This is a genomic window from Bradyrhizobium sp. 26S5 (genome assembly GCF_036923295.1).
GTDB lineage: Bacteria > Pseudomonadota > Alphaproteobacteria > Rhizobiales > Xanthobacteraceae > Bradyrhizobium > Bradyrhizobium septentrionale.
In genome coordinates, this window is record NZ_CP145948.1 from 144,660 (window position 1) to 160,136 (window position 15,477).

12 protein-coding genes are annotated in these 15,477 nt (G+C 67.0%); 9 read left to right on the plus strand and 3 right to left on the minus strand.

All coding sequences use genetic code 11. The annotated features are described in order from the left end of the window. The first annotated feature begins 143 nt into the window (after positions 1 to 143). From sppA to V5279_RS00740, 9 genes are all read left to right on the plus strand, one after another. Complete coding sequence (gene sppA / locus V5279_RS00700) at positions 144 to 1,121, plus strand: signal peptide peptidase SppA (RefSeq protein WP_338694231.1); 978 nt, start codon at positions 144 to 146, stop codon at positions 1,119 to 1,121. Positions 1,122 to 1,295: 174 nt separating this feature from the next. Beyond that, positions 1,296 to 1,622, plus strand: coding sequence for an integration host factor subunit beta (locus V5279_RS00705; RefSeq protein WP_029082476.1), 327 nt, complete (start codon positions 1,296 to 1,298; stop codon positions 1,620 to 1,622). 87 nt (positions 1,623 to 1,709) lie between these two features. Continuing rightward, positions 1,710 to 2,096: a LapA family protein gene (locus V5279_RS00710; protein WP_338694233.1), complete on the plus strand. Its 387-nt coding sequence runs from the start codon at positions 1,710 to 1,712 to the stop codon at positions 2,094 to 2,096. A gap of 75 nt (positions 2,097 to 2,171) precedes the next feature. After that, positions 2,172 to 2,873 (plus strand): phosphoribosylanthranilate isomerase, encoded by a 702-nt coding sequence (locus V5279_RS00715; RefSeq protein WP_338694234.1) that lies wholly within the window; start codon positions 2,172 to 2,174, stop codon positions 2,871 to 2,873. Between the two features lie 142 nt (positions 2,874 to 3,015). Next, the gene (gene trpB, locus V5279_RS00720) at positions 3,016 to 4,233 is read left to right on the plus strand and encodes a tryptophan synthase subunit beta (RefSeq protein WP_338694235.1); all 1,218 of its coding nucleotides are present in this window, start codon (positions 3,016 to 3,018) and stop codon (positions 4,231 to 4,233) included. After that, complete coding sequence (gene trpA / locus V5279_RS00725; RefSeq protein ID WP_338694236.1) at positions 4,230 to 5,066, plus strand: tryptophan synthase subunit alpha; 837 nt, start codon at positions 4,230 to 4,232, stop codon at positions 5,064 to 5,066. Before trpB ends, trpA begins: the two co-directional genes overlap by 4 nt. Positions 5,067 to 5,170: 104 nt before the next feature. Continuing rightward, entirely contained in the window at positions 5,171 to 6,112 is a 942-nt protein-coding gene (gene accD, locus V5279_RS00730) for an acetyl-CoA carboxylase, carboxyltransferase subunit beta (RefSeq protein ID WP_166300049.1), read from the plus strand. A 95-nt stretch (positions 6,113 to 6,207) separates the two neighbouring features. Further along, positions 6,208 to 7,452 carry a bifunctional folylpolyglutamate synthase/dihydrofolate synthase gene (locus tag V5279_RS00735; protein ID WP_414645988.1) on the plus strand — a complete coding sequence of 415 codons (1,245 nt, stop codon included), beginning with the start codon at positions 6,208 to 6,210 and terminating at the stop codon, positions 7,450 to 7,452. 144 nt (positions 7,453 to 7,596) lie between these two features. Further along, complete coding sequence (locus V5279_RS00740) at positions 7,597 to 8,337, plus strand: metallophosphoesterase family protein (protein ID WP_338694238.1); 741 nt, start codon at positions 7,597 to 7,599, stop codon at positions 8,335 to 8,337. A gap of 53 nt (positions 8,338 to 8,390) precedes the next feature. Here V5279_RS00740 and trxA read toward each other — a convergent pair whose 3' ends face one another. From trxA to addB, 3 genes are all read right to left on the minus strand, one after another. Then, entirely contained in the window at positions 8,391 to 8,711 is a 321-nt protein-coding gene (trxA, locus tag V5279_RS00745; protein ID WP_016847387.1) for a thioredoxin, read from the minus strand. 113 nt (positions 8,712 to 8,824) lie between these two features. Then, positions 8,825 to 12,301, minus strand: a complete 3,477-nt coding sequence (gene addA, locus V5279_RS00750; RefSeq protein ID WP_338694244.1) for a double-strand break repair helicase AddA — start codon at positions 12,299 to 12,301, stop codon at positions 8,825 to 8,827. Continuing rightward, complete coding sequence (gene addB, locus V5279_RS00755; protein WP_338694246.1) at positions 12,295 to 15,441, minus strand: double-strand break repair protein AddB; 3,147 nt, start codon at positions 15,439 to 15,441, stop codon at positions 12,295 to 12,297. The genes addA and addB overlap by 7 nt, the downstream gene beginning before the upstream one ends. Positions 15,442 to 15,477 lie beyond the last annotated feature (36 nt).

Genomic DNA, 15,477 nt, shown 5'->3' on the forward strand with positions numbered 1-15,477 from the left:
CAAAGCGACCTCCCTTTTCAAGGGGAGGTTGGGGCCTTGTTTTCTTCATATTGCGTCGCAATTGATGTATTTGGCTAAGCTGATAGTGACGCTGCGACTGCAAAAGGCGCGGATTGCGCGCTGACCATTTCTGGAGAGATCGGATGTCGCTGGATTCAGACGTGATCGTCGACCGCCGCCGGATCAGGCGCAAGCTGACGTTCTGGCGCGTCGCTGCTGCGGTCATTGCGATCGCGGCCATCGTAGGCGTGGGCGTGATCGCCGCCGGCGGGCGCGGCACCTTTGCGACCTCGAACGCGATCGCACGCGTCAGTATCGACGGACTGATCCGCAGCGATCAGGAGCGCGTCGAGGCGCTGGAGCGGCTCGGCAAGTCGAGCTATGCGGCTGTTGTCGTGCATATCAATTCGCCTGGCGGTACCACCGCGGGCTCCGAGCAGCTTTACGACTCGCTCACGCAGTTGAAGGCGAAGAAGCCGCTCGTCGTCGTGGTCGAGGGATTGGCGGCCTCGGGCGGCTACATCACGGCGATCGCCTCCGATCATATCGTCGCCCAGCAGACCTCGCTGGTCGGCTCGATCGGCGTGCTCTTCCAGTTTCCGAACGTGTCCGAATTGCTCAAGACCGTCGGCGTGAAGATGGAGGAGATCAAATCCTCGCCGCTGAAGGCGGCGCCCAACGGCTTCGAGCCGACCAGCCCCGAGGCCCGCGCCGCGATCGACGGTCTGGTCAAGGACTCCTATGCATGGTTCCGTGGATTGGTGAAGGAACGGCGCGGCATGGATGACGCCCTGCTGGAGAAGGTCGCCGATGGCCGCGTCTTCACAGGCCGGCAGGCGGTCGATCTCAAGCTGATCGATCAGCTCGGGGACGAGAAGACCGCGATCGCCTGGCTGGTTGCGGAGAAGAAGGTCAAAAGCGACCTGCCAGTGCGCAACTACAAGCTTAATCCGCGATTCAGCGACCTGACCTTCCTGCGCACGGCGGCGTCCGTGACACTCGATGCGTTCGGCCTCGGCGGCTTCGCGCGGCGGATCGAGCAGGGCGGCGTGGCCCAGGCGGTCGATCGATTCGGGCTCGATGGCATGCTGGCACTGTGGAGCCCGATGGGAACCGACTAGCCAGCTGTCAAACGCGTACTCATCAGGGTATTCCCGCTCTGCGGGAATCGCCGCATGCCCCAATTGGGCTATTTGTCACGTGATTTCACGACGCTCTAAATCGATTTAGCGTCTTGACAGTGCACGGCATTTTCACGGAAATGGGTCTCCGCAAGAGCCCGGATCCCATTTTCGATGATCAAATCCGAACTTGTTCAGCGTATCGCCGAGCACAACCCGCACCTCTATCAGCGGGATGTCGAGAACATTGTGAATGCGATTCTCGACGAAATCGTCGCGGCGCTGGCGCGTGGCGACCGCGTCGAGCTGCGCGGTTTTGGCGCATTCTCGGTGAAGCATCGGCCGGCGCGCGCCGGCCGCAATCCGCGAACCGGCGAGCATGTGCCGGTCGATCAGAAGAGCGTGCCGTTCTTCAAGACCGGCAAGGAAATGCGCGAGCGCCTCAATCGCGACGCCGACGCGGAAGCCTCCAAGGTCGACGCGCCCAAAGCTGACGCCTAACAAGGCCGACGCCTAACGCGCGGCGTCACGCGTTGCCGTGTTGCGGGCGATCTGCCCGCACTGTCTCCATCGCTGCGAGAGATGGTCATGCGAAAGTTCTTCACGGCAGTGGTCGTCATTCCGCTCGGACTGATCTTCATCATCTTTGCGGTCGCCAACCGTCACTGGGTGACGGTGTCGTTCGATCCCTTCAACTCTGTGACGCCTGTGGTTGCGGTCACACTGCCGCTGTTCGTCGTGATCATCGTCTCCGCGATCCTCGGCGTGCTCGCGGGCGGCATCGCGACCTGGTTCAGGCAGGGGCGCTGGCGCCGCGCGGCCCGGCAGCACGAGGCCGACGCCCGCCACGTCCGCACCGAGCTCGCCGACCTCAGGGCCGCCGCCTCCCGGGACGACGCGCAGCGCCGCCCGGCGCCGGCCCTATCAGGGTTTTACGGGCCCAATGGGCGAGACAAGCAGGGCGCGACGTTGTAGAACCCGCCCCGTCGGACCGGGCTGCACCCCGGTTCCGGCCGCCCGAAAACCGTTTTGAAGACCCATTTCGAGACCATGCCCCTGCTCGTCAAAATCTGCGGCCTGTCCACGCGCGAGACGCTCGACGTCGCGCTTGAGGGCGGCGCCGACATGGTGGGGTTCGTGTTCTTTCCCCCGTCGCCGCGCCATATCAGCCTCGAAACAGCGCGCGAGCTCGGCAAGCAGGCCAAGGGCCGCGCCGTGAAGGTCGCGCTGACCGTCGATGCCGACGACGCCACCATCGAGAACATCATCGAGACGCTGCGGCCGGACTTCCTGCAGCTGCACGGCAAGGAGACCACGGCGCGGCTGCGTGATCTCAAGCAGAAATTCGGCCTGCCGCTGATGAAGGCGCTGCCGGTCGAGACCGCAGCCGACCTCACCCCGCTGCCGGGCTATGCTGGCGTCGCCGACCGCATTCTGTTCGACGCCCGCGCGCCAAAGGATGCCACGCGGCCGGGTGGCCTCGGCGCGCCCTTCGACTGGCACGTGCTTGAAAATCTCGATCTCGCGCTGCCCTACATGGTCTCCGGCGGGCTCAACGCCGAGAACGTCACTGAAGCCGTCCGCGTCACCCGCGCCGGCGGGGTCGACGTCTCGTCGGGTGTCGAGCGCACGCCCGGCGTCAAGGATCCGGAATTGATCCGCGCCTTCATCCGCGCCGCACGCGCAACCCAACCGTCCTCACCTCTCCCCGTTCACGGGGAGAGGTCGACCGCGCAACGCGCGGGCGGGTGAGGGGCGCCGCAACGATGATCGAGCAAGTGGAGAAACCCCTCACCCCAACCCTCTCAGAGCGAGCTATGCTCGTCTCGGCCCCGCAAGAGCGGGGCGAGGGAGTGGAAACAGCCGCGACGCGGCCAGAAGAACTGATGGTTCGATGAATCCTAACCTGCCCAATTCCTTCCGCAGCGGTCCCGACGAGCGCGGGCATTTCGGCATTTTCGGCGGACGCTTCGTCGCGGAAACGCTGATGCCGCTGATCCTCGATCTCGAAAAGGCCTATGCCGACGCCAAGGCCGATCCGGCGTTCCAGGCCGAGATGAACGTCTATCTGAAGGACTATGTCGGCCGGCCGTCGCCGCTGTATTTCGCCGAACGGCTCACCGAGCATCTCGGCGGCGCGAAGATCTATCTGAAGCGCGAGGAGCTCAACCACACCGGTTCGCACAAGGTCAACAACGTGCTCGGCCAGATCATGGTCGCGCGCCGCATGGGCAAGAAGCGCATCATTGCCGAGACCGGCGCCGGCCAGCACGGCGTGGCGACGGCGACGCTGTGCGCACGCTTCGGGCTCGAATGCGTGGTCTATATGGGCGCGGTCGACGTCGAGCGGCAGCAGCCGAACGTGATCCGCATGGAGATGCTGGGCGCCACGGTGATCCCGGTGCAGTCGGGCGCGCGCACGCTGAAGGATGCGATGAACGACGCGCTGCGCGACTGGGTCACCAACGTGCACAACACCTTCTATTGCATCGGCACGGTGGCGGGTCCGCACCCCTATCCGATGATGGTGCGCGACTTCCAGTCGATCATCGGCCACGAGACGCGCAACCAGATGCAGGAGGCCGAGGGCCGCCTGCCGGACTCGCTGGTCGCCTGCATCGGCGGCGGCTCCAATGCGATGGGCCTGTTTCATCCGTTCCTGGACGATCCCTCGGTCGAGATTTTTGGCGTCGAGGCGGCCGGTCATGGACTGACGCAGCTGCATGCGGCTTCGCTCGCCGGCGGCCGTCCCGGCGTGCTGCACGGCAACCGCACCTATCTCCTGATGGACGCCGACGGCCAGATCGAGGAAGCGCATTCGATCTCGGCGGGCCTCGATTATCCCGGCATTGGCCCCGAGCACGCCTGGCTGCACGAGACCGGCCGCGTGAAATATCTCTCGGCGACCGACGAGGAGGCACTGGCCGCATTCCAGCTGCTGTCGCGGCTTGAGGGCATCATCCCCGCGCTGGAATCCGCGCACGCCATCGCGAAACTGTCCGAACTCGCGCCGCAGCGGCCGAAGGATCACCTGATGGTGGTCAACCTCTCGGGCCGTGGCGACAAGGACGTGCCGCAGGTCGGCGACATCTTGAAGGGCAGGAAGAAGTGACCACCCGTATCGACGCACGTTTCGCCGAGCTGAAGCAGCAGGGCCGCTCCGCCTTCGTCACTTTCGTGATGGCCGGCGATCCCGACGCCAAGACCTCGCTCGCCATCCTCAAGGCGCTGCCGAAGGCCGGCGCTGACGTCATCGAAATCGGCATGCCTTTCACCGATCCGATGGCCGACGGCCCGTCGATCCAGGCCGCCGGCCTGCGCGCGCTCAAGGGTGGCATGACGCTGCGAAAGACGCTGGCGATGGTCCGCGACTTCCGCAAGGACGACAATGCCACGCCGATCGTGCTGATGGGCTACTACAATCCGATCTACATCTACGGCGTCGACAGCTTCCTGGCCGATGCCAAGGAAGCCGGCGTCGACGGATTGATCATCGTCGATCTGCCGCCGGAGGAAGACACCGAGCTCTGCATCCCCGCGATGAAGGCCGGGCTGAACTTCATCCGGCTGGCGACGCCGACCACCGACGACAAGCGGCTACCGGCGGTGCTCGCCAACACCTCGGGCTTTGTCTACTACGTCTCGATCACCGGCATCACCGGCGCTGCGACTGCCGATTCGAACGCGGTTTCGGAAGCCGTCGCCCGCATCAAGCGCCACACCACGCTGCCGGTCTGCGTCGGCTTCGGCATCCGGACCCCGGAGACGGCGCGCGCCATCGCCGAAAACGCCAACGGCGCCGTGGTCGGCACCGCGATCGTCGACGTGGTGCGGGGTAGCCTCGATGCCGAGGGCCGCGCGACGCCGAAGACCGTGCCCGCGGTGGCCGATTTGGTGTCGGCGCTGGCGCAGGGGGTCCGGGGCGCCAAACAGGCCGCTGAATAAGCCACATTTTGCGGCAACAAGGCCGCCGACGGCGGCTTGCCGGGTTCGCCCGGCCCGCCATATATCCAGCTGGTGCGGGACCGACCCGCATTTCGGAGCGAACCATGAATTGGCTCACCAACGTCGTCCGGCCAAAGATCCGCAACATCCTGCGCCGCGAGACGCCCGAGAACCTCTGGATCAAATGTCCGGATTCCGGGCAGCTCGTGTTCTACAAGGACGTGGAGGCCAACCAGTTCGTGATCCCCGGCTCCAACTACCATATGCGCATGGGCGCGGTGGCGCGGCTGAAGTCGGTCTTCGACAACGAGACCTGGTTCGACGTCGCGCTGCCCGAGGTGACGGCGGACCCGCTGAAATTCCGCGATGAGCGAAAGTATGTCGACCGCATCAAGGACGCCCGCACCAAGACCGGGCTGAACGACGCGATCAAGGTCGGCTACGGCAAGCTCGAAGGCGCCGGCGTCGTGGTCGCGGTGCAGGATTTCGATTTCATGGGCGGCTCGCTCGGCATGGCCGCCGGTGAGGCGATGGTGCGCGGGCTCGAACTCGCGGTCGAGAAGAAGTCGCCCTTCATCGTGTTCGCCGCCTCCGGCGGCGCGCGGATGCAGGAAGGCATCCTGTCGCTGATGCAGATGCCGCGTACCACGGTCGGCGTGCAGATGCTGCGCGAGGCGAAGCAGCCCTACATCGTCGTGCTGACCAATCCGACCACCGGCGGCGTCACCGCATCCTATGCGATGCTCGGCGACATCCAGATTGCCGAGCCCGGTGCGCTGATCGGCTTTGCCGGCGCGCGCGTGATCGAGCAGACCATCCGCGAGAAGCTGCCGGAAGGCTTTCAGCGCGCCGAATATCTGCGCGAGCACGGCATGGTCGACATGGTCGTGCACCGCCACGAGATGAAGGGCACGCTGGCGCGGCTGTGCCGCCTGCTGACCAAGTCGCCGGCGCTTGAAACCGCCTCCAAGCCCACCGTCGCCGTCACCGAGCCGGCCCAGATCGTCACGGCGCCGGAGACGGTGCCGGCCGCGCCGCACGCGTGACCGCAAGCGCCGCCCCATCGCAACCCTCGTTTGAGGCGTTGATCGCGCGGATATCGGCGCTGCATCCGAAGCGCATCGATCTCAGCCTCGATCGCATGCATGGCTTGATGGAGCGGCTCGATCATCCCGAGCGCAAGTTGCCGCCGGTGATCCATGTCGCCGGCACCAACGGCAAGGGCTCGACCATCGCCTATCTGCGCGCGATCCTGGAAGCATCAGGCCTGCGCGTGCACGTCTTCACCTCGCCCTATTTGGTGCGGATCAACGAGTGCTACCGGCTGGGTGCCGTCGGCGGCGGCAAGCTCGTCGGTGACGATGAGCTGCGCGCGACGTTCGAGGATTGCGAGCGCATCAACGCCGGCAATCCCGTCACCATCTTCGAGATGGAAACGGCGGTGGCGTTCTGCCTGTTCGCCAAGCATCCGGCCGACGTCGCACTGCTCGAGGTCGGCCTCGGCGGCCGGCTGGACTCGACTAACGTGGTCGAGACGCCGCTCGCTTCGGTGATCGCGCCGGTTAGCATGGATCACATGGAGTTCCTCGGCGACACGCTGAGTTTGATCGCCGGCGAGAAGGCCGCGATCATCAAGCGCAAGGTGCCGGTGATTTCTGCCGAGCAGGCGCCGGACGCGATGGCCGTGATCGAGGCGGAGGCGAACCGCATGCGCGCGCCGCTGCATGCGGCCGGCCAGCAATGGCATGTCGGCGTCGAGCGCGGCCGGCTGGTGTATCAGGACGAGCGCGGCTTGATGGACCTTGCCGCGCCAAAACTGTTCGGCCGGCATCAGTTCGACAATGCCGGCCTTGCGATCGCGACGCTGCGCGCGATCGATACGTTCAAGCTCAACATCGCGGCCTATGAGGCCGGCATCGTCAATGCGGAATGGCCGGCGCGGATGCAGCGGCTGGCCTCCGGCACGCTTGTCTGCCAGGGACCGCAGGGCTCCGAGGTCTGGCTCGATGGCGGCCACAATGCCGAGGGCGGACGCGTTGCGGCCGCAGCGCTCGGCGATCTCGAGGAGCGGGTGTCGCGGCCGCTGGTGGTGATCGCCGGCATGATGGCCAACAAGGACGCCAATGCCTTCCTCGCCAATTTCGCCGGACTGACGCGCCACATCATCGCGGTCCCGGTGCCCGGCCGCGACAACGGCATGGCGCCCGACAAGCTGGCGGACGCCGCGCGTGCGCTCGGCATGCGCGTCGAGATCGCTGGTGGCGTCGACGCCGCGCTGCAACGGCTCGCCACGCTGGCCTACGAGGTGCCGCCGCGCATCCTGATCACCGGCTCGCTGTATCTGGCCGGCCCTGTGCTTGCCGCCAACGGCACACCTCCTGCATGATCAATCTCGTGTCCCGGACGCGGTGCAGCGCACAGCGATGCTCCGCAGAGCCGGGACCCATCTTGACGCAATGGGCCCCGGCTCAGCAGCGCACCACTACGTGCTGCGCTGCGTCCGGGGCACGCAAGGGAGACGGCTGACATCATGCGTTTTGCTGCGATCGCCGACGTCCACGGCAACCATCTCGCGCTGGAAGCCGTGCTCTCGGACATTCGCGCCCAGGGAATTTCAGACATCGTCGATCTCGGCGACATGGTGAGCGGGCCGCTCGACGCCCGGCCGACCATCGATATGCTGATGGCGCTCGATGCGGTCCGTCTGCTCGGCAATCACGATCGCTATCTGATCGACCGTCCGCATGAAAAAATGGGCCCATGGGAGCGGCTGACTTACACCCAGCTCGAGCCGCGGCATCTCGACTGGCTGCGCACGCTGCCGGCGAATGCGATCTATCGCGACGAGGTTTTCCTCTGTCACGCAACGCCCCAAGATGACGAGACCTACTGGCTCGACACGGTGCCGCCGGGCGGCGAAGTTTTGATGTCCACGCTAGAGACGATCGAGGTGAGGGCGGCCGGCGTGAGGCAATCGCTGATCCTGTGCGCGCACACCCACATCGCCCGCGCCGTGCGGTTGAGCGACGGCCGGCTGATCGTCAATCCCGGCAGCGTCGGCTCGCCCGGCTATCGCGCCGGCAAGCCGCATCCGCATGTCGTGGAGGCCGGCTCGCCCGATGCGCGCTACGCGATCCTTCAAAAGGTTGATGGCGACTGGGATGTGACCTTCCGCCATGTGCCCTACGACCACGCGACGATGGCGGCGCTGGCGCGGCAGCACGGCCAGCCTGAGCTGGCGTCGGCCCTGGCGACGGGATGGATCCGCTAAAACAACGGCCGGCTTTCGCCGGCCGTGTCGCAAATCAGCTAATTCGAAACGGATCAGACCGCAGCGGTGATCCACTGCTGCAGCTTGGCCTTCGGAGCGGCGCCGACCTGACGGGACGCCATCTCGCCGCCCTTGAAGATCATCAGGGTCGGGATCGACATCACGCCATACTTCGACGCGGTCTTCGGGCTCTCGTCGACGTTGAGCTTCACGATCTTGACCTTGTCGCCCATCGCGCCGGAGATCTCATCGAGAGCGGGCGCAATCATGCGGCAGGGGCCGCACCACTCGGCCCAGAAGTCGACGACCACCGGCCCGGTCGCCTTGAGCACTTCGGCTTCGAAATCGGCGTCAGAAACCTTGCCAACGGCCATCGGAATACCTCGTTCGGTTGAGACAAAGGGCGGTTGAGAATCGCGCCCGGGAGCATGGGGCAAAGCTATGAACGCCCCCTTGCCGGGTCAAGCTCGGTCACGCCGACATGATCTTATGCCAGCCCGGCGTCCAGCGCGGGGGCGGAAATCTCCATGATTTCAGGTGTTTCGGTCCAAAGCAGCGCCGCCCTTATGGGCAGCTGGGGATAAAGCCTGGCGAGGACTGCGCGGTAGAGCGCGAGCTGCCGGATATAGCCCCGCGGGGCCTCGGCGGCGGTCTTCGGCGGGGCGTGGTTGGTCTTGAAATCGACGATGAGGACATCATTTGGCGTCACCACCAGCCGGTCGATCTGGCCCGAAACCAGCGCCTTCGGCTGGCCGGGCCGCTCCAGCCGCCCGACGATCGAGACCTCCGCACGGCTGCCGGGCGCGAACACGGCGGCAAAGCGCGGATCGGCGATCAGGCCGAGCACCTGCTCGGCAAGTGCGGCTTGCTCCGCCTCGCTCCAGCCATCGGCATTGCGCGCGAGATAGCCGAGCGCGGCCGTGCGCCGTCGCTCGCTGGCAACGTCGGGCAGCGACTGCAGCAAGCGATGCACCAGCGTGCCGCGCTGCAGGGCGCGGGCGCGCAGCAGCACCGATTCGCCGGTTCGAATCGGATGGCTGTCGTCATCAGCCGGATCGGACGGGCGCAGCACGCCTGCGGCGGAGGCTTCAGGTGCGGCCGCAGTCCGCAGCCAGGACGGCAGCGCGACCGGCGCCGCGGCCGTTGACGCGGCAGCGCCCGTGACATCGGCGACGTCATCGGGCCGCGAATAGCGCATCACCTTGCCGGCCGGCGTCTCGATCTCCTCGAGCTTGAGCCCGGCATTGGCGAGCCCCTTGGTGATCAGATCGTACCAGGAGGATTTCCGCACCGTGTTCGTGTTGCCCGGCATGCAGCCGCCGACGATCAGCCGGTCGGCCGCACGTGTCATCGCGACATAGAGCAGGCGGCGATATTCGTCCTCGGTGTCGCCGAGCATCGCCTTGCGCGCGTCGGCGACGTTGGGGGGATCCTCGGCCTTTTTGCCGGCCCACACCACGACGCCGGGCGCATTCGGCGCGGCATTGCCCTGCGGCAGATGGATCAGCCGCAGCCGCTGCGTGTCCGACGGCGAGGTCGTGGTGTCGACCAGGAACACCACCGAAGCTTCGAGGCCCTTGGCGCCGTGCACGGTCATGACGCGGACCTCGTCGCGCGAAATCTCCATGTCGCGCTTCACCTCGGTGTCGGCGGCGCGCAGCCAGGCGATGAAGCCTTGCAGCGAGGCCGGCGCCTTGCGCTCATAGCTCAGCGCGAGTTCGAGGAATTCGTCGAGCGCGTCATTGGCCTCGTGGCCGAGCCGGCGCAGGATGCGCGCCCGCCCGCCACCGCCGCCGAGCAGCCAAGCGTAGAACGCGAACGGTGTCTCCTGAGTGAAGCGGCGCTCGCATTGTTCGAGGCGGCGCAGTGCGGACGACAATCGCTCGTCGGCCGGGGCTTGCGCGGCCAGCGCCTCGCGCAGCGAGCCGCGGCGCTGGTACGCCAGCTTGAACAGGTCGTCGTCATCGACGCCGAACAGCGGGCTCTTCAGCGCCACCGCGAGCGCGAGATCGTCCTGCGGCAGCAGCAGCGCGTCGGCGAGGTTCATCAGGTCGATGATCGCGATGTGCTCGGTCAGCTTCAGCCGGTCGGCGCCGGCGACCGGGATGTTGGCGTGCTTCAGCGCCTGGATCACCGCGTCGAAGGCGTTGCCGCGCCGCCGCACCAGGATCAGCATGTCGCCATAGCGCAACGGCCGCCGCCCGCCTTCGCTGCCGGTCATGGTGCCGCTGGTGACCAGACGCTTGATCTCGGCCTGGATGCGCCGCGCAAGCTTCACCTCGGGGCTCGTCACCGAGACGCCGTCGAACGGCGCACGCCAACCCTCGATGTCCTGGCGGTCATCGGCAACAGCGAGATCCCAGAGCTCGATCAGGCTGGGACCGGCGTCGGCCATCGCATTGTGGATCGGATAGCCGTTCTCGACCGCATGAATGCTGCGGAAGATCTCCTGCTCGCGAAACACATGGTCGACCGAATGCAGGATCACCGGTCCGGAGCGGAACGAATAGGTGAACGACACCGGATCGAATTTCAGCCCGGCCTCCTCGAACCGCCGCTTCAGCTCGCGCCGCCGCAGGTCGAATTCGCGCGGCGCAGCGCCCTGGAACGAGAAGATCGACTGCTTCTCGTCGCCGACCGCGAACACGGTGCGCACGAGGCCGTCGCGCGCGCCGGCGCCGGAGGTGAATTCCGAGATGATGTGCGCGACGATGTCCCATTGCCGGGGGCTGGTGTCCTGCGCCTCGTCGATCAGCACGTGATCGACGCCGCGGTCGAGCTTGTAATGCACCCAGCCCGAGGAGACGCGGTCGAGCATCGCCAGCGTCTTGTCGATCAGATCGTCATAGTCGAGCAGGCCGCGTTCCAGCTTCTCGCGTCGGTAATGCGCGGCGGCTGAGGTCGCGATGTGGATCAGCGCCTCGGTGCGGTCGCGCGCGACCACGGCGCGGCGGCGCTCGATCAGCGGACCGAGACGGTCGACCTCCGCCTCGAACCGGTGGCCCGCGACAGCATTCTTCTTGATGAAGTTATTGGTGATGACAGACGCGCGCGGCGCGCGGTCATCGGTCAGGAAGACGCCGAGATATTCGTCGACCTGGGCTGCACCGGTGAAATTCAGCGCGCTCCGCAGCCGCTCGGCCTGCTTCTGATCAGCCTTGCTGCTGGTGTCGAGGAGCGTCGCCATCTCCCGCCAGCTCGACCGCGGCAGGTTCGGTCCGTCGACGATCGCGCGCTCGACATCCTCGATGCGATCGGCGGCGGAGACGCCGAGCGCCGCCGACATCTGCGCGGCGGCGGCCGCGGCGCTGCCGGCGGCATCGGTCCAGGCCATGAAGTGGTCGCGGCTGAGGCAGGCCTCGCGGACCACATCCTTGAAGGTGACGTCGGCCGCGCTGGCCATCGCCGTCATCAGTGCGCGGCCGATCGCGCTGTCCGGATTGCGCGAGGCCTCCAGGAACACCGCCAGATTGGCGCGTTCCATCATCTCGTTCTGGTCGCGGTCGTCGAGCACGGCAAAGCGCGCCGGCACGTTGGCCTCGAACGGAAACTGCTGCAGCAGGCGGGTGCACAGCGCGTGGATGGTCTGCACCTTCAACCCGCCAGGCGTCTCCAGCGCGCAAGCGAAAAGCTTACGCGCCTCGCGCCGCAGCGTGGCGCCGGGATGCGCGATGCCGGCCTCGCGGATCGCGGTGTCGAGCGCGGCGTCGTCGAGCGTCACCCAATGCCCGAGCGTCGTGAACACGCGCTCGGCCATATTGGCCGCGGCGGCCTTGGTGAAGGTGATGCAGAGGATCTTTTCCGGCGGCACGCCCGACAGCAGCAGGCGGATCACGCGCTGGACCAGCACATGCGTCTTGCCCGAGCCGGCGTTGGCCGACACGAAGGTCGACGCCTTCGGATCGGACGCGCGCGCCTGTGCGTCGCGCACCGCGGGCGGAATGGGACGGGGCGCCTTCACCATTCCTCGATCCCCAGGCCGCCGGCCGCGGACCATTCCTTGATGCGCGCGAGATCGTCATAGGCGCCGTAGCGGTTCGCCCACATCGAGAGATTTAGCGAGGTGTAGGCCTGCTGCTCGTCGTCAAACGCGCGGATCAAGGCTTCCAGCTTGTGCCGCGCGCTGTCGGCGGCTTCATCGGGCGGTTGCGGTGTGTCGTTGGTCTTGATCTTCAGCTCCAGCGAACGCTGCTCGCCCGGCGGGTTGTTGCCGCTCAGCCTGACATAGACGAGGTCGCCGACCGAGGAGTCGGCCGGGATCTCGGCAAAGCCGCCCTCGCGCAGGATCGCGGCTTCCAGCGTGAGCTGCGGCGACAGGCCCATGCGGACCTGCTTGCCGGTTGGCGGCTGGCCGGTCTTGTAGTCGAGGATCGCAAAGCTGCCGTCGTCGCGCCGCTCGATGCGGTCGGCGCGCGCTGAGAGGGTGAAGGTCCTGGCATCGTCGAGGGGAATGCCGATCTCGCCGCGGATCTCGGCTTTGATGGCGTCGATACCACCGCGCCGGGCCTGCTCCCATTCGGCAAACCAGGCCGCGATGCGCTGAAAGCGCGGCCACCACAGCGCGCGCGCCTCGGGCCGCTCCATCAGTGGCGCAAAATATTTGCCGCCGATCTCGCGCAGGGTGCGCATGGTGTCGGGGGGCAGCGCGTCGGCATAGACCTGCGTGAACTCGCCGAGCGCCTCGTGGATCGCCGAGCCGCGATCGGCGGCCGACAGCGGCATGTCGACGGGGTCGAGCGGATCGAGCTTCAAGATGAAACGCGCATAGATCGTGTAGGGATCGCGCAGCCAGTCCTCGATCGCGGTAACAGACATTTTCAGCGGCCGCGCCTCGCGTGGTGGCCGCGGCTCCGGCTGCGGGATCGGCTCGACCTTGTCGGGCCGGTCGAGCTCGGCCGCATATTGCACGTAGGTTTCGCCGGCCGAGGTCGCTGCCTTCCAGCGCGCTTCGCCTGCAACAGCTTCGAGCCGATGCAGGAAGCGCGAAGCAACCGCCGGCGCGCCGCCGACCTTGGCGGCATGGGTGAGGATCACCTCGTCATGGCCGAGCAGCTGGGCAAAGTCGTGCGCAGAGAGGCCGATGCGCCGCTCGGGGAGATCGAGCCCGAGCTCATGCCGCATCGGCCGGCTCAGCCAGGGATCAATCCGCGGCGTCGGCGGCCAGACGCCCTCGACCAGGCCGCCGAGGATGACGCGATCAGACTCGGTGAGACGCGCCTCGAGCTGGCCGTAGATGTTGAGCTGCGCGCGCGCCGATTCCGGCCGCCGCACCATGCGGTCGGCGAACGCGGTCTGGAACACCTCGGGATAATCGGCGAGCGGTGTCATCAGCCCGCTCGGCTGCTGCTTGGCAAGCAGCTCGTCGAAGGCGGACGCCAGCGACGCACCGGCACGCTCCTCGAACACGACAGCGACGCCGTTTGGATCGGCTGACAGCGCGATCAGCGCCTCGCGGTGGCGCGACGCCAGCTCGGCGAAATCATAGGGCTTTGCCGACGCCATGCCTTCCAGCGGCGCCAGCGCGGTCTGAAGTTTCTCGATCAGGACCTGTGCCTGATCGAGGTCGCGGTCCCGCAACCGCGCGCGGGGCTCCATCTTGTGCAGCGACGAGGTCTCGCCGCCGTGCAGCTTGACGAGCTCGGCGCGGAAGCGCGCGAAGTCGCGCGCCAGTCCACTGGTCCCGGCTTGCGGCCGCGTGCCGCGCAACAGCGCGATCTCCAGCACCTCGATCGCGCGCTTCAGCGCGCCATGAGCGCCGCCGAGCCGGAACAGCGGATGCTTGAGCAGCGCGAGCAATGTCGGCGGCTCCAGCCCCTTGGCCGCGGCCTCGGCGGTGAGGCGGGCGAACACGCCGGCCGGCGTTTCCATCAGCGCATCGCCGCCGGAATCGTCGAATTCGAGCTTCCAGCGCGTCAGCGAGGCCATCACGCGCCGTGCCAGCGCGCGATCCGGCGTCACCAGGGCGGCCGATTTGCCGAGATGCCGCGCCTCGCGCATCGCGACCGCGATCGCCAGCGCTTCCATCTCCGGATTGGGCGCCTCGACCACGGTGAGGTTGGTCATCCCGGCGGAAATCCGCGCGATGATCTCGGGCCGCTCCAGCCGGTCGTGCCACTGCGCGGTCGCCGTCGACGGGCGCATCGTCTCTGACACCAGCACCTCGCGTCCGAGCGGCGTAGGCTGAGCAAGGCTCTCGACATCGCGGCGCTTGATGCCGAAGCGGTCGAGCAGCGCGTGCATCGCGAATTGCGGGTGGTTCGACGAGGGCGGCGTCGTGAACCGGCCTTCGTCGTTGCGCTCGCCGCCGATCGTGTCCCAGGACTCCTCGTCGAGATCGGTGTCGAGCCCGGGCAGCACCACCGCACCGTTCGGAAGCTTGGCCACCGCGTGGAGGAATTTTGCCGTCGCCGGCATCGAGCCGGTCGAACCGGCCGCGATCACCGGGCCGGCGTGATGCACGGTGAGCCGCGCGGCTTCTGCCTCGATCAGCAGATCGCGGCGCGCCGCCGGCTCGATCCGGCCGATCTCCTTGAGGTAGTTCGGCCAGGCGTCGCGCGCGATACGCAGGAAGTCGAGCGAATGCTGCCAGTATTTGTCGAGCTGGTCCGGCACCAGGCGGTCGAGCTCGCGCCAGTCGACGCCGCGCGTCACCATGTCGTCCATCAGCCGCGCCAGGTCGCCGGCGAGCTGCAGCGTCGAGGCAGGACCGCCGACCACCAGCGGCGCCGACACCGGCGTCTTCGCCCAGGCCGCGACCAGATGCGCCAATGTCAGCCGGCGCTCGAGCTCGCCGAGCCTTGGCGGGATCTCCAGCGGCGCGGCGCCGCCGACGTCGTCGCCTTGATCAGCGAAGGCGAGCTCGTCCTCATCGATCTCGCCGAGCGCGACGATGCGCGGCAGCACCGCGGCGTCGGAATTGAGCACATCGAGGAAGATTTCGCGCGCCAGCCGTCCGGCGCGGCGGGTCGGCAGATAGAGCGTGGCGTTGGCGAGCTTCGCCGGGTCATTGCGCGCGTCAAATCCCGCGACCAGCCGGCCCTCGACCAGCGCCGAGATGACGGTGCGCAGGAACGGCGCAGAGACGGGAACGCTGAAAACGCGCATGGGCTGCCTGATTCGGGTCAGGCGCCAATATAGGGA

What these genes read in the sequence shown, in the direction of transcription:
- accD (WP_166300049.1), top strand. Translation starts at nt 5,171, where the DNA reads ATGAATTGGCTCACCAACGTCGTCCGGCCAAAGATCCGCAACATCCTG.
- V5279_RS00715 (WP_338694234.1), top strand. Translation starts at nt 2,172, where the DNA reads ATGCCCCTGCTCGTCAAAATCTGCGGCCTGTCCACGCGCGAGACGCTC.
- sppA (WP_338694231.1), top strand. Translation starts at nt 144, where the DNA reads ATGTCGCTGGATTCAGACGTGATCGTCGACCGCCGCCGGATCAGGCGC.
- V5279_RS00710 (WP_338694233.1), top strand. Translation starts at nt 1,710, where the DNA reads ATGCGAAAGTTCTTCACGGCAGTGGTCGTCATTCCGCTCGGACTGATC.
- V5279_RS00735 (WP_414645988.1), top strand. Translation starts at nt 6,208, where the DNA reads ATGCATGGCTTGATGGAGCGGCTCGATCATCCCGAGCGCAAGTTGCCG.
- trpB (WP_338694235.1), top strand. Translation starts at nt 3,016, where the DNA reads ATGAATCCTAACCTGCCCAATTCCTTCCGCAGCGGTCCCGACGAGCGC.
- trxA (WP_016847387.1), bottom strand. Translation starts at nt 8,711, where the DNA reads ATGGCCGTTGGCAAGGTTTCTGACGCCGATTTCGAAGCCGAAGTGCTC.
- addA (WP_338694244.1), bottom strand. Translation starts at nt 12,301, where the DNA reads ATGGTGAAGGCGCCCCGTCCCATTCCGCCCGCGGTGCGCGACGCACAG.
- V5279_RS00705 (WP_029082476.1), top strand. Translation starts at nt 1,296, where the DNA reads ATGATCAAATCCGAACTTGTTCAGCGTATCGCCGAGCACAACCCGCAC.
- addB (WP_338694246.1), bottom strand. Translation starts at nt 15,441, where the DNA reads ATGCGCGTTTTCAGCGTTCCCGTCTCTGCGCCGTTCCTGCGCACCGTC.
- V5279_RS00740 (WP_338694238.1), top strand. Translation starts at nt 7,597, where the DNA reads ATGCGTTTTGCTGCGATCGCCGACGTCCACGGCAACCATCTCGCGCTG.